Here is a 14,678-nt window from a genome sequence, read left to right on the forward strand (position 1 = left end):
TGAAACCGTTTACATAAAGGGGAGATTAAATGCTTTTAGGAAAAAAGAGAAAACTGGGCCGGAAAATTAAAGAAATGACCGTCGGAGAAAAATTATCACTGACGGAAAAAATTGAAGATAAAGACCTATTACTCTATTTAGGATTAACAGATGATGCCAATCCCCTTTATATTCAACATGACTATGCAACACAAACACCGTTTAAAAAACCAATTGTCCCGGTTATAATGCTGACTGGAATCATCACTTCTGCTATTTCTAAGTATTTACCAGGTCCCGGAAGTCATATTCTAAGTCAGGAAATTGAGTTTCCGAAACCGGTTTACCATTATGGAACCGTTCATTTTTTATTTGAGGTAATCGAAGTAAATCAACCCAATCATTTTGTCATGATTCATGTATTGGGTCACAATGAAAAAAATGAAGTGGTCATCCAAGGAAAAGTAAAGGTATGTCCGCCATACCCGCTCGAAGGTTTGGATGGACAGGCATTGGAAAACTTTTAATAGGAACAGCTAAGGGAATGTGGTCTGCACATTTCCTTTTTTCTTTTTGCCGAGGCTAAAGGTTATTGAAGGAATTTCTATAAGGTTTATATTATAATGAAAATTGGAAACTTGGATAGGACAATAAAATAGGGGCAAATTTATATAAAAGCGGAGGATTTTATGAAAAATAAAGTACTTGTTGTGGATGATGAGCAATCAATTGTAACCTTGCTTCAATATAATTTTGAGCAGGCTGGTTTCGAGTGTCTTACAGCAATGGATGGTGAAGAGGGAAAAAGATTAGCTGAAACAGAGTCGCCTGATATCATCATTTTAGACCTTATGCTGCCCAAACTAGATGGAATGGATGTTTGCAAACAGCTTCGCCAAAACAAAGTCATGACCCCTATTCTAATGTTAACGGCAAAAGATGATGAATTTGATAAAATTTTGGGCCTTGAATTGGGTGCAGATGACTATATGATTAAGCCATTCAGCCCAAGAGAAGTAATTGCTAGAGTGAAAGCAATTCTAAGAAGAACACAAGTACAGCCTGAAAATAATGAAAATACAAAAGATATCGAGCAAATTGTAATCGGGGATTTAAAAATTTATTCAGAAAAACATGAAGCTTATTTTCGAGGGGTACGATTAGAGCTAACATTAAAGGAGTTTGAACTTTTGCTGCATCTTGCACAAAATAGTGGAAGGGTTTTAACCCGTGATCAATTATTAAGTGCCGTCTGGAATTATGATTTTGCCGGGGATACCAGGATTGTCGATGTCCATATATCGCATTTAAGGGAAAAAATTGAAGATGATACCAAGAAGCCAATCTATATCAAAACCATTCGCGGACTGGGGTATAAAATGGAGGGGCCAAAAGGAGAATGACAAATTTTCGTAAAAGGCTTCTAATTGCACTAATTGTTACCATAGTGATTGTCTTAACTGGATTAGGGATAATGGTTAGTCAGTTATTTAAAGGGTATTATTCTGATTCATTTTACCAGCTAAAACAGGAATATGGACAATATGGGTGGATTTTATTATTTAGCCTGGGAATTATTTTACTCATCATTCTTTTTCTTGGATATTTGATTACAGCAAGATACACGAAACCGATTGAAGCTGCTACACAAGTGGCAATGGAACTTGCCAAAGGAAATTATCGGGCAAGGACTACTGTGGGTGGATTTAACGAAACAGGAATGCTTAACCAGTCGATAAATATTTTGGCAAAAAACATTGAAGAAATGGTTAAATCTAAGGAAATGCAGCAGGATCGTTTGACGGCTTTGATTGAAAATATTGGAGCAGGCTTAATTTTAATTGATAGCCGTGGTTTTATAAATTTGATAAATCGGGGCTATAGTGAAATATTTCATGTAGATCCTGCAGATTATTTGTTTAAACGTTATTTTGAAGTGATGGACCATGAAGAAATCTGTAATTTGGTTACAGAGGTTTTCAGAACTGAGCAAAAGATTAGAAAACAAATGCTGCTTCCATTATTTATTGAAAGAAAGTACTTTGATGTCTACGGGGTGCCAATCATTGGTAAAAACAATGCTTGGAAAGGCATCTTGCTGGCTTTTCATGATATAACAGAAATAAAAAAACTTGAACAAATGCGTAAGGATTTTGTTGCCAATGTTTCGCATGAATTAAAAACACCGGTCACATCAATCAAAGGATTCACTGAAACACTTTTAGATGGGGCGATGAACAATCAAGAAACATTGGAAGCTTTCCTCTCGATTATTTTAAAGGAAAGTGACAGGCTGCAAACGCTGATTCAGGATTTATTGGACTTATCAAAAATTGAACAGCAAGGATTTAAATTGGCTTTGCAAGAAGTAGATTTGAAATTATTACTTAATGAAGTGATTACAATGTTGAGTGGAAAAGCTCAAGAAAAGAAAATGAACATTGATTTTTATCCAAACCAGGAACAGGTATTGATTAAGGGCGATTTGAATCGATTAAAACAAGTGTTTATTAATTTGATTGCAAATGCGATTACCTATACACCTCCTGAAGGAGAGGTTAAGGTCATTTTACTAGAACATGGAAAGAATGTTCGAATTCATGTGAAAGATTCTGGAGTGGGAATTGAAAAGGATGAAATTCCTCGGATATTTGAGCGTTTTTACCGTGTAGACCGTGCTCGAAGCAGGAATTCCGGCGGAACTGGTCTAGGATTAGCCATCGTGAAGCATTTAGTTGAAGCTCACCATGGAACGATTAGTGTAAGAAGTAGTGTAGGCGAAGGCAGTGAATTTATTATCGAATTTAGTAAATAGTGAAAGTAGCCTTGGATTGGTTGGTGTAATAAATTTACATAAACTTAATAGTTTCTATATATTTAGTTAACATTGTTGTTATATGATAATTGTACAAGCCCCCAATCCAAGGGAACCAAAGAAAAGGTGAAAGTTACCCCGCTTTCACCTTTTCTTTTTTTTGCGAAGTCAACGTTATTTTCTTTTCTTTTTCCAGTCATGATAGAATAAGAAAAGGAAATTAATTTATCTATAAAGATCATACATAATCGTTTATAAGTGTAATATGAGGAGGTTTCTGATGGAGCAGAAAAAGCTAGTATTAATAGACGGGAATAGTATCGCCTACCGGGCATTTTTTGCGTTGCCGCTACTGAATAATGATAAAGGAATTCATACAAATGCAGTATATGGTTTTACCATGATGCTGATGAAGATTATTGATGATGAACAACCGACCCATATCCTCGTTGCCTTTGATGCCGGAAAAACGACCTTTCGTCACAAAACGTTTGAGGAATATAAGGGGGGCAGGCAAAAAACACCTCCAGAATTATCAGAGCAATTTCCGTTTATCCGTGAACTGTTAGATGCCTATGGGATTTCACGTTATGAACTCAACAATTATGAGGCAGATGATATTATCGGCACACTCTCACTAAATGCTGAAGAGAATGGTTATGATGTAAAAGTAATCTCCGGAGATAAGGATCTAACACAACTCTCTTCGAATAACACTACAGTCGGAATTACCCGTAAAGGGATTACAGATATTGAAGAATATACTCCAGAGCATATCCAAGAAAAATATGGTCTAACCCCTGGGCAAATTATCGATATGAAGGGTTTAATGGGCGATCCATCTGATAATATCCCGGGAGTACCGGGAGTAGGTGAAAAAACGGCAATTAAATTACTTAAGGAATTTTCAACACTTGAAAATCTGCTGGATTCTATCGGGCAAGTCAGCGGTAAAAAACTGCAGGAAAAGCTTGAAGAATTTAAAGACCAAGCGTTAATGAGCAAAGAATTAGCAACGATTGAAAGAAAGGCTCCGGTCGAAATAAAACTAGATGAAATTTCCTACGAAGGGTTTACCAGAGAAAAAGTGGTGGCCTTTTTTAAAGAATTAGGTTTTAATTCATTGCTGGATAAACTCGGAGAGTCTGAAGTAGATGAAGTTCAGCATGATATGGAAGAGATTGAGTTTCAGATTCGGGAAGAAATTACTGCAGATTTATTTGCCGATGATAATTATTTCTATGTGGAAATGCTCGATGACAATTACCATTATGCTGACATTATCGGTTTTTCATTGGTAAATGAAAACGGGAATTTTTATTTTCCAACGGAATTGGCGACAAAATCTGAGGAATTTAAAAAATGGGCAGAGGATGAAAATAAAAAGAAAACGGTATATGATGCAAAACGTTCAGAGGTTTCTTTAAGAAGATATGGGATTCATTTAAAAGGTGTCGACTTTGATACTTTGATTGCCTCCTACATCATCAACCCGACTGAAAGTATTGAAGATCTTGCATCCATCGCGAAAAGAAATGATGTACATAATATCCAATCTGATGAATCCTTTTATGGAAAAGGAGCTAAACGGAAAATTCCCGATACCCAGCTGCTTGCGGACCATTTAGTAAGAAAAAGCTTGGCAATGTCTGTTTTAAAGGAAAAACTGGAACATGATTTAATACAAAATGAACAATATGAATTGTTCACTGATCTTGAGATGCCGTTATCGCTTATTTTAGCAGACATGGAGGCGTGTGGGATAAAGGTGGACAGCGAGCAGCTGCAGTTGATGGGGCAGGAGATTAACGACCGTCTAATCGACATCGAAAAGGTCATCCATGAATTAGCAGGTGAGAAGTTTAACATTAATTCTCCTAAACAATTAGGGATTATCCTATTTGAGAAACTGGGGCTGCCTTCATTCAAGAAAACGAAAACGGGATATTCAACCTCTGCGGATGTATTAGAAAAACTGGCGCCTGATCATGAAATCATTGAATATATTCTTCTTTACAGGCAATTAGGTAAGTTACAGTCAACCTATATTGAAGGGTTACTTAAGGTCATTAATCCTGAAAATAGTAAGGTCCATACAAGATTTCAACAAACCTTAACCGCGACAGGAAGACTAAGTTCTATTGATCCGAACCTGCAAAACATTCCAATTCGTTTGGAAGAAGGACGAAAAATTCGGCAGGCCTTCGTTCCATCCGAAAAAGACTGGGTGATTTTTGCTGCGGATTATTCGCAGATTGAATTGCGTGTCTTAGCGGATATTGCCGGTGATGCTAAACTGATTCAAGCCTTTAAAGAAGACCTTGATATTCATACGAAAACCGCGATGGAAGTATTTCATGTCAGTGCGGATGAGGTCACCTCTAATATGAGACGTCAGGCAAAGGCCGTAAATTTTGGAATTGTTTATGGAATAAGTGATTATGGTTTATCACAGGGATTAGGAATTACCCGTAAAGAGGCCGGAAAATTTATTGAACGTTATCTTAACAGCTATCCGGGTGTCAAGGATTATATGGATGATATCATTAAACTGGCAAAACAAAAGGGATATGTTTCGACATTATTGCAGCGTAGAAGATATATCCCTGAAATCACCAGCCGTAACTTTAATATTCGCAGCTTTGCAGAAAGAACGGCGATGAACACCCCGATTCAAGGGAGTGCAGCTGATATTATTAAAAAAGCCATGATTGAGATGGATGCAGCACTAAAAGGGCATAACTTAAAAACAAGGCTATTGCTTCAGGTCCATGATGAATTGATCTTCGAGGCACCACAGGATGAGATTGAAATTTTAAAAACGTTGGTACCGGAAGTAATGGAACATGCGCTGGAACTGAAGGTGCCATTAAAAGTAGACTATGCATATGGACCGACCTGGTTTGATGCCAAGTAAAATGAGGTGAATTTGAATGCCTGAACTTCCAGAAGTCGAAACGGTGCGAAAAACGTTAAAAAATTTAGTTCTTCATAAGGAAATAAAAGATATCATAGTCCATTGGCCGAAAATCATTAAAAATCCTGTAGAAATCGAGCAATTCATTGATGCGCTAAAAGGGGAAACCATTATGGATGTGGGGAGAAGAGGGAAATTTTTAATCCTGTATACCGACCATTATGCGCTAGTTTCCCATTTAAGGATGGAAGGAAAATACGGACTTTATCCAAAAAGTGAGCCTTATGATAAGCATACCCATGTGATTTTTCATTTTAGCGATGAAACCGATTTAAGGTATCGTGATGTTCGTAAATTTGGAACCATGCATTTATATAAAAAAGGGGAAGAATTTTTCCGGCCGCCATTATTTGATCTTGGGCCAGAGCCCTTTGATGAAACCTTTACAAGAGATTATTTAAGCGAGATGTTAAAAAAGACAACAAGGAAAGTAAAACCGGCACTTTTAGATCAAAAGGTCCTCGTTGGGCTTGGAAATATATATGTAGATGAAGCCCTTTTCCGGGCAGGTATTCATCCGGAACGTATTGCGAATACATTGACTGAAGAAGAAACCACAATTCTTCATCAAGAAATTATTCATACGTTAAGTGAAGCAGTGAAAAAGGGCGGAAGTACAATACGTTCTTATGTCAACTCTCAAGGAGAGATTGGCATGTTTCAGCTTGAATTATATGCCTATGGACGCAAAGGCGAAGCGTGTAAACGATGCGGTACACCGCTTGAAAAAATAACGGTCGGCGGCCGCGGAACACATTTTTGTCCAAGCTGCCAAAAGATTTAATCATGAAGTAAAAGCCGGTTTAAAGGCACACATAGGATAGGCTCCTTCCATATACTATCGTAGTGATTGACAGGAAGGAGCCCTAAATCAATGGTTCAATTGTTCTCACTTCTCTTACTAGCTCTTGCTCTTAGTCTCGACAGCTTTAGCGTTGGATTTACCTATGGATTAAGAAAAATGGTCATGCCGGTTAAATCAGTTCTTATCATTGCTAGCTGTGCGGGATTATCTTTATTGCTCGCTGTGTCAATCGGACATGGTCTTGCGAAAATATTATCACCAAGTATAACGGCAGGGCTTGGGGGATTCATTCTTATTGCTTTGGGTGCAGGAGTCATATATCAATATTTTCGGCCGGAAAAAGAGAAAGAAGTTCAAAAACAAGAAAAAACAATTGTGAATTTTGAAATTCGCTCTCTCGGTTTAGCCATAAATATTTTGAAAAAACCAATGTCTGCCGATTTTGACCAATCTGGTACCATTACAGGAATTGAGGCATTAGCGCTCGGGTTTGCTTTGTCATTAGATTCATTTGGTGCAGGAATTGGGGCTGCTATGCTCGGGTTCTCCCCTTACTATTTAGCGATAGCGGTAGCAATTATGAGCCCATCCTTTGTCCTTTTTGGAATTAAAATTGGAACATTCTTTCACAAATATGAATGGATTCAGAAATTTACCTTCTTACCGGGGGTAATGTTAATCTTAATTGGAATATGGAAATTATGATGAACGTAGAAAGGATCAGAGAATGTCACTAGTTATTGGATTAACAGGCGGAATCGCCAGTGGAAAAAGCACGGTGTCCAATATGTTTAAGGAAATGGATATCACCGTTATTGATGCAGATATCGAAGCACGCCTTGCAGTGGAAAAAGGAGAACCTGCCTATAACAAAATTATTGAATCCTTCGGCAGCGATATTTTACTTCCGAATGAAGAAATTGATCGTCAAAAATTAGGTTCGATTATTTTTCACCATGAAGATAAGCGACAGCTCTTAAATGAGATTGTTCATCCCGAAGTACGAAAACGAATGAGACAGCAAATGGAAGCGGCCATTTCGAATCAGGAAAAAATCGTCGTTCTTGATATCCCATTATTATTTGAGAGCAAGCTAACCTATATGGTCCAAAAAACAATTCTTGTTTATGTAGAACTTGAGGTTCAGCTCCAGAGGTTGATGGAGAGAAATCAGCTAACGATGGATGAAGCGGAGGCTAGGATCCATTCACAAATGCCGCTTGCAGAAAAAGTAAAACTGGCCGATGCAGTCCTCAATAATAATGGCACACTAATTGAAACAAAAAAACAACTCCTTGAAGTTTTAGCTAGATGGGGAGAAAATCTATAATGTATAACCTATTTGAGAAGGGATTCCCCTTCTCTTTTTTTATTGGAATCGCTAGTTTTTAGCGTTAAATCAAGGGATTTCCACCTGGATGAATTATCTGAAAAATAAAACATTAAGAAAATCCGCATATTATTCATCACAATTACAGATTAATATGTTATACTAATTACAAGAAATCAAGTTAACAGTATAACACTTATGCGGAAGGGGCCGTAAAATGAAAGCAAGAATTGCAATTAACGGTTTTGGGAGAATCGGAAGGATGGTTTTTAGAAAAGCGATCCTTGAAAATAAGCTTGAAGTTGTAGCGATTAATGCGAGCTATCCGGCTGAGACATTAGCTCATCTTATTAAATATGATACAAATCACGGACCTTTTCAAGGGGAAGTTATTGCCTTAGATGATGAGTTAATCGTAAATGGAAAAAGAGTGAAATTATTAAGCAGCAGAAATCCGGAAGAACTCCCTTGGAAAGAGCTTAATATAGATATCGTAATTGAAGCAACGGGTAAATTTAATTCCCGTGAAAAAGCAGCATTACATTTGGATGCAGGAGCTAAAAAGGTTATTTTAACTGCTCCAGGTAAAAATGAGGATGTTACCATTGTTGTTGGGGTAAACGACGAAATGCTCGACCTTAACGAGCATGACATCATTTCAAATGCATCTTGTACAACAAATTGCCTTGCGCCAGTCGCAAAAGTATTGGATGAAAAGTTTGGAATTGAATCCGGTTTAATGACAACGATTCATGCCTATACAAATGACCAAAAGAATATCGATAACCCACATAAAGATTTACGCAGGGCTAGAGCGTGTGGACAATCTATCATTCCAACAACAACTGGCGCTGCTAAAGCACTATCCTTAGTTTTACCTCAGCTTAAGGGCAAATTGCATGGAATGTCACTTCGTGTTCCTACGCCAAATGTTTCTTTAGTTGATTTAGTAGTTGACTTAAAACAAGATGTTACAGTTGATGATATTAATCATGCGTTTATTGAAGCAGCTGATGGCCCATTAAAAGGAATTTTAGATTTTACAATGGAGCCGCTTGTTTCAGTTGATTTCAACACCAACCAACATTCAGCCATTATTGATGGTCTATCTACCATGGTAATGGGTACAAGAAAAGTCAAGGTACTTGCTTGGTATGATAATGAGTGGGGCTATTCATCCCGTGTTGTTGATTTAACTTTATTTGTCGCACAAGAATTGGCGAATACTAAACAGGTGAAAGTGGGATAGAACCCGCTGAAACAAAAAATTGCTGTCAACTGGCAGCAATTTTTTTTACATAATCGGTGTGTTAAAGATTTGATTGGAGCGGAAAACAACAGACAATTTATAATAGAATCTTTAAAAAATTTTATTTTGATAGGTTGCAAAAAAAATATAAACAAAGTATACTAGTCATCGTGAACTTCTTGAAATTAGGTAACGATCGATTACTTAAAGGGTTAGGACCTCTCTGGACTAACTTTCCCCCGTGGTAATTACTTTGCTACCGTCAATAACAGGATTTCAAGAATGAAGCAAAAATCTTTAGAGGGGGAAATTGAATATGGAAACAATGGGTAGACACGTAATCTCAGAATTATGGGGATGCGATTTTGAAAAATTGAATGATATGGACTTTATTGAACAAACTTTTGTTGAGGCAGCTCTTAAGTCAGGTGCGGAAATCCGCGAAGTGGCTTTCCATAAATTTGCTCCTCAAGGCGTGAGCGGTGTCGTGATTATTTCTGAATCACATTTAACCATTCACAGCTTCCCAGAACACGGATATGCGAGCATTGATGTGTATACTTGCGGCGATTTGAATCCGAATATTGCTGCCGACTATATCGCAGAAGCTTTAAATGCGGAAACACGTGAAAATATTGAAATTCCACGTGGTATGGGTCCTGTTCAAGTGAAACAGGCAAAAGTCCTTTAATCCTTATAAAAGTGAAAATGGCAGAAAAGAGGCGTATCCGATGGTACTCCTCTTTTTATTTTCATAATATTTGATGTAAAATAGAAAGAAAGATATTTTTTTGGAGGATCGATATGGCTCTTTTCGGGAATATGTTCTTAAGGTTTAGTAAACAAATTGAAACCTCTGATAAGCACTCAGATGAACAGTTAAAAACACATTACTATAAATCCAGTTTTAATCAATTATTCCAATCTGTTGAGGAATTATTTAGGCAGGATGCGGATTGCCGGATCATAACCGTATCGAAAGAGCGAGGCGAAATAGCCGTTGAGGTAATGAAACCATTTCCTTGTTTTCTAATTGCTACGGTCATTTCAATTAGAGGAATGGAAACGGCTGTGGATTTTAATCTTTCAACCGAACATTTTTCAGTCGGCGGGACCTATCCTGCTTTAAGGAAAAGAATCGCTTCTTATTACGACAAGCTAAAACAATTACATACATATATTGGTACAGGTAAAAACGCCTAATAGTTCTACTTGTCTTAAAGGGTTGTTTTTTATAAGATAAAGGTAAGATATGATGACACTTGTTCGGGTTTTGTCGGATAGATTTGGAGCTGATTAACAATGAAATGCCCATCTTGTCAAAATTATGGTACACGTGTGCTTGATTCCCGTCCAGTTGATGAGGGGCGGGCAACACGGCGCAGACGAGAATGTGAAGAATGCGGCTATCGTTTTACAACCTTTGAGAAAATCGAAGAGATTCCCTTAATTGTTGTTAAAAAGGAAGGCACAAGGGAAGAATTCAGCCGGGATAAAATTTTAAGGGGCTTAATTAAAGCTTGTGAGAAGCGCCCTGTTGCATTAAAAGAATTAGAGGATATCACGCAAGGGGTAGAAAAAGAACTGCGAAGTCAAGGAGTCTCCGAGATTAAAAGTGATATGATTGGCGAAATGGTGATGGACAGACTCGTAAATGTGGATGAAGTCGCATATGTCCGATTTGCCTCTGTTTACCGTCAATTTAAAGACATTAATGTATTTATTAATGAATTAACAGAACTGATAAAAAAAGAGAAATCATAGGGAGCTAAAGAGACTTTGGCTCTCATTTTTTTCACTGGGAAAATTTTTATAAGAAGGGTTTGAAATATATGGCGCAGCATTGGCAGGAACTTATTCCAATCGATCGTTATATTGTTGCGGCCAGTGGGTTACTACATGAATATGACCGAAAAGTGCTGACCTTATTGTATCAGCCATTAATTGGATCAACCTGCTCTAGTTTATATATGACACTATGGGCAGAGCTGGAAGAAAACAGAATGTGGTCTGAACCCTCCACGCATCATTTATTAATGAATTTACTAGGGCTTAATCTAAAGGATATTTATGAGGCACGATTAAAGCTGGAGGGAATTGGTTTATTAAAGACATATGTAAAAACAGATGAGGAGCGCTCGTTTATTTACGAGCTTCACCCTCCGCTCACGCCAGAACAATTCTTTTTAGATGGAATGCTTAATATTTATTTATATCGAAAAATCGGCAAGAATCATTTCGCCCGGCTCAAGCGGTTTTTTAGTGACCAACAAAAGCCGAATGAAGAGGGATTTGTTGAAGTTACAAAGGCATTTCAGGATGTCTTTGCCTCAGCTACCCCTGGAAGCCTGCAGTATATGCAGAACATCCAAAGTGAACTGGACCCCGGCAATGACCAGCAGTTTATCGGTCGAAATGAACAGAAACCAATTGTGGTTGATGTGAGTACCTTTAATTTTGATTTATTGCAAGCAGGATTAAATGATTCACTTGTACCGAAAAAAGCTCTCACTCCAAAAGTGAAAGAGGTTATTAGTAATCTTGGTTTTCTTTATGATATTGATCCGATTCAAATGAAAAATATCGTCTTAGGGGCCGTTAATGAAGTAAATGAAATTGATGTCGAGGAGTTAAGAAAGGCTGCCCGGGATTGGTATCAATATATCCATTATGATCAGCTGCCGTCCTTAATTGAACGAACACAGCCGCACGGTTACCGCGTTCAGCTTGAGGAGCCAAAATCACAGGAGGAGCAGTTAATTCGTTCATTGGAAACCACTTCTCCTGTGAAGGTTTTTAAAGACTCCTCCGGCGGTGTCGAACCTTCAAAAGCTGACTTAGAAATTATCGAAGAGATGATGTTTAAACAAAAGCTTCTCCCGGGAGTTATGAATGTACTCATTCAATTTGTATTATTAAAAACAGATATGAAATTTACAAAAGGGTATGTTGAAAAAATCGCCGGGCACTGGGCAAGAAAACAGGTTAAAACGGTTAAGGAAGCGATGGACCTCGCAAAGAAGGAACATAACACTTACCTTGGGTGGAGTGAAACAAAGAAATCGGGAAAATCTTCTTCAAAGCAAAAGCCAATTCGAACCGAAGTACTTCCAGAGTGGTTTGAAGAAAAATCTCAGACAGCAGCTAAAGATGCTCCTGTAGAGAATAACAAGGAACTAGAAGCGAAAAAGCGTGCCATCGAGGAAAAATTAAAGGCATTTCGCAAATAGAGGGTGACGAATATTGGAAAAAATAAACCAAACCTTGAAGCGGTTAGCCTCAAATGAAAACTTTCAAAAACGCTATGAAAAAATGCGGCAGGATCTACTTCGGAATCCTGATATTAAAGCATTTCTTAATGAGCATCGGGAGCAAATAAACGATGCAATGATTGAAAAAAGCTTAAGCAAACTTTTTGAGTATACGAACCAAAGTAAGGAATGCAGCCGCTGCCAAAGTCTTGACAGCTGTATTAATATGATGAAAGGGTATCATCCTTCTCTTGTTTTAAGGCGTAATTCGATTGACGTGGTATATGAAAAATGTCCACGGAAGGTCATTGCGGATGAAAAAAGGAAAAACGAGCAATTAATTAAAAGCCTTTATGTCCCGAGAGATATATTAGAAGCGACCTTTGAGGATTATGAGGGAGATTCAGGCAGACTTGATGCAATTGATCATGCTGCCGACTTTTTAATGAATTATGAACAGAATAAGAGGCAAAAAGGGCTATATCTTTATGGCAAGTTTGGGGTTGGGAAATCCTATTTATTAGGTGCAATTGCCAATGAGCTTGCAAAAAAGAAAATTTCCTCTATGATTGTCTATGTTCCTGAACTGTTAAGGGAAATGAAAAGCTCCATAGCGGATTCAACCTTAAATGAAAAAATTGAAGCATTAAAAAAAGAACCAATCCTAATGTTGGACGATATTGGTGCAGAAGCTGTGTCCAGCTGGACGAGGGATGAGGTATTAGGGCCAATCATGCAGTTCCGGATGCTTGAAAATCTGCCGACGTTTTTTACCTCTAATTTTGATTATCAAGGGTTGGAACATCATTTAACCTATAGCCAGCGTGGTGAGGAAGAAAAAATGAAAGCCCGCCGGATTATGGAAAGAATCCGTAGTTTGACTGTACCTGTACAAGTAGATGGCCCAAACCGCCGAAATTAAATAGAGATAACGGAAAATGGATTGCTAATATAATAATAGCAGTCCTTTTTCTTTTGGTATAACTTCTAAATTGGCCAAGTCCCCCATATATTTTAAAAACAGAGTTTGGGACATAGGGGGGATTTGGTTGGCGGAAATCATCTTCCAAGGCAAGATGGATGCAAAGCGATTTTATAACCACTTGCTGACGTATTTAAAAGATTGTCTAACTGAACATGATATTCTTCTACACGAAGATCGATATATAGTAAAAATTCTTGAAGGCGGATTATCTACTTTAACGTTTGAAAAAGTAAAGGAGGCCTTTTTCGGGTTTATTGTAAAAATAAAGACAGAAGACTGGTATCGGGATATACTCAAGGAACATTTTTATTATGATGACCCGGAAGAGCAGCAGCAAATTATCGATATTATTTATTCGATCCAGGAAGGGCATCGGGAGGATTTAGCCATTTTATTAAAAGAAACAGCTGAAGAACCGAAGGTCAAAGAAGCAATTGAGCAGGTTTTTCAAGAAAATATTTCTTTTTCCTTCGATTCCTTTCTTAAATTTCGGCTGCGTCCCTACCTGCAGATGCTTGAAAACTATGTAGAAATTTCGATTGATGAATATAAAATGGAACAGGAATATCAAATGTTTATTCAAACCCTGCGTGAATTTTTGGCTGGACGAGAGCCGAAAATGGACACGCTCCATCTATTGTTTGATGAGGAAATCACTTTCTTTACTGACCAATTCGGAGAAATCAAAAGGGGGGAGTTAACCAAAATGATAGACCGGAAATTACTGGTGAATCATCCGGTCTATGTTGACTCTGCATCGATTGCACCGCTTCTGTCGATTGCACCCAAAACGATTTTTCTTTATGCAAAGGAACCTGATGCACCGCTAGTTCGAACCATTCAAAATATTTTTGAAGAAAGGGTTACGCTCAAATCCTTTCAAGCACTGCGGAAAGTAAAGGAGCAAGAGGAGTATAGGGGTGAAATGGGTGAAAATCATGCGTGAAAAATAAAAATGCAAAAATGGGCTAAAGGAACTTGATTTTTCAAAATTGAATCATTATAATTACGTACATAGTTTACTTACAATCATACATGCGTAAAAAGTAATGATAAGGATAACGGTATTTTTTTACGGTTTCTAGAGAGGGAGGTCCTAGGCTGAAAATCTCCTATCACGAGAAAAATACTTACCACCTTTAAACTTCGGCAGTGAATACCTTTCTTTTGCAGGGTTAGTAAATGCTGACGGCTAATCATCCGTTATTTGTCCAAAGTCATTTTAAAAAGCAAAAGGTCTTTTAAAATGAAAAATTGGGTGGAACCACGTGTTAATCATAACCCGTC

General features: G+C 37.7%; 14 protein-coding genes. All 14 read left to right on the forward strand.

The window, feature by feature from the left end:
* Positions 1 to 29: 29 nt before the first annotated feature.
* The 14 genes from M028_RS0100880 (at position 30) to M028_RS0100945 (ending at position 14,337) form a co-directional block, all read left to right on the forward strand.
* A complete protein-coding gene (locus M028_RS0100880) occupies positions 30 to 506 on the forward strand; it encodes a MaoC/PaaZ C-terminal domain-containing protein (RefSeq protein ID WP_026572218.1) in 477 nt (158 codons plus the stop codon).
* Positions 507 to 668: 162 nt separating this feature from the next.
* Positions 669 to 1,382 carry a response regulator transcription factor gene (locus M028_RS0100885; protein WP_026572219.1) on the forward strand — a complete coding sequence of 238 codons (714 nt, stop codon included), beginning with the start codon at positions 669 to 671 and terminating at the stop codon, positions 1,380 to 1,382.
* The gene (gene pnpS / locus M028_RS0100890) at positions 1,379 to 2,794 is read left to right on the forward strand and encodes a two-component system histidine kinase PnpS (protein ID WP_026572220.1); all 1,416 of its coding nucleotides are present in this window, start codon (positions 1,379 to 1,381) and stop codon (positions 2,792 to 2,794) included. The genes M028_RS0100885 and pnpS overlap by 4 nt, the downstream gene beginning before the upstream one ends.
* 277 nt (positions 2,795 to 3,071) lie before the next feature.
* Positions 3,072 to 5,711 carry a DNA polymerase I gene (gene polA, locus M028_RS0100895; RefSeq protein WP_026572221.1) on the forward strand — a complete coding sequence of 880 codons (2,640 nt, stop codon included), beginning with the start codon at positions 3,072 to 3,074 and terminating at the stop codon, positions 5,709 to 5,711.
* 16 nt (positions 5,712 to 5,727) lie between these two features.
* Entirely contained in the window at positions 5,728 to 6,555 is an 828-nt protein-coding gene (gene mutM / locus M028_RS0100900) for a DNA-formamidopyrimidine glycosylase (RefSeq protein ID WP_026572222.1), read from the forward strand.
* A gap of 90 nt (positions 6,556 to 6,645) precedes the next feature.
* Complete coding sequence (gene ytaF, locus M028_RS0100905) at positions 6,646 to 7,281, forward strand: sporulation membrane protein YtaF (protein ID WP_026572223.1); 636 nt, start codon at positions 6,646 to 6,648, stop codon at positions 7,279 to 7,281.
* A 22-nt stretch (positions 7,282 to 7,303) separates the two neighbouring features.
* Entirely contained in the window at positions 7,304 to 7,906 is a 603-nt protein-coding gene (coaE, locus tag M028_RS0100910) for a dephospho-CoA kinase (RefSeq protein ID WP_026572224.1), read from the forward strand.
* A 217-nt stretch (positions 7,907 to 8,123) separates the two neighbouring features.
* Entirely contained in the window at positions 8,124 to 9,155 is a 1,032-nt protein-coding gene (locus M028_RS0100915) for a glyceraldehyde-3-phosphate dehydrogenase (RefSeq protein WP_026572225.1), read from the forward strand.
* A 316-nt stretch (positions 9,156 to 9,471) separates the two neighbouring features.
* The gene (speD, locus tag M028_RS0100920; protein ID WP_026572226.1) at positions 9,472 to 9,846 is read left to right on the forward strand and encodes an adenosylmethionine decarboxylase; all 375 of its coding nucleotides are present in this window, start codon (positions 9,472 to 9,474) and stop codon (positions 9,844 to 9,846) included.
* A 113-nt stretch (positions 9,847 to 9,959) separates the two neighbouring features.
* On the forward strand, positions 9,960 to 10,358 hold the full coding sequence (locus M028_RS0100925) for a hypothetical protein (protein ID WP_026572227.1): 399 nt from the start codon (positions 9,960 to 9,962) through the stop codon (positions 10,356 to 10,358).
* Positions 10,359 to 10,457: 99 nt separating this feature from the next.
* Positions 10,458 to 10,919 (forward strand): transcriptional regulator NrdR, encoded by a 462-nt coding sequence (nrdR, locus tag M028_RS0100930; RefSeq protein WP_026572228.1) that lies wholly within the window; start codon positions 10,458 to 10,460, stop codon positions 10,917 to 10,919.
* Between the two features lie 68 nt (positions 10,920 to 10,987).
* On the forward strand, positions 10,988 to 12,385 hold the full coding sequence (locus M028_RS0100935; protein WP_026572229.1) for a replication initiation and membrane attachment family protein: 1,398 nt from the start codon (positions 10,988 to 10,990) through the stop codon (positions 12,383 to 12,385).
* A gap of 13 nt (positions 12,386 to 12,398) precedes the next feature.
* The gene (dnaI, locus tag M028_RS0100940) at positions 12,399 to 13,328 is read left to right on the forward strand and encodes a primosomal protein DnaI (RefSeq protein ID WP_026572230.1); all 930 of its coding nucleotides are present in this window, start codon (positions 12,399 to 12,401) and stop codon (positions 13,326 to 13,328) included.
* Positions 13,329 to 13,455: 127 nt separating this feature from the next.
* On the forward strand, positions 13,456 to 14,337 hold the full coding sequence (locus M028_RS0100945) for a putative sporulation protein YtxC (protein ID WP_026572231.1): 882 nt from the start codon (positions 13,456 to 13,458) through the stop codon (positions 14,335 to 14,337).
* Positions 14,338 to 14,678: the final 341 nt, after the last annotated feature.

Origin of the sequence: Bacillus sp. UNC438CL73TsuS30, from assembly GCF_000482325.1 — a bacterium.
Taxonomy (GTDB): Bacteria; Bacillota; Bacilli; order Bacillales; family Cytobacillaceae; genus Neobacillus.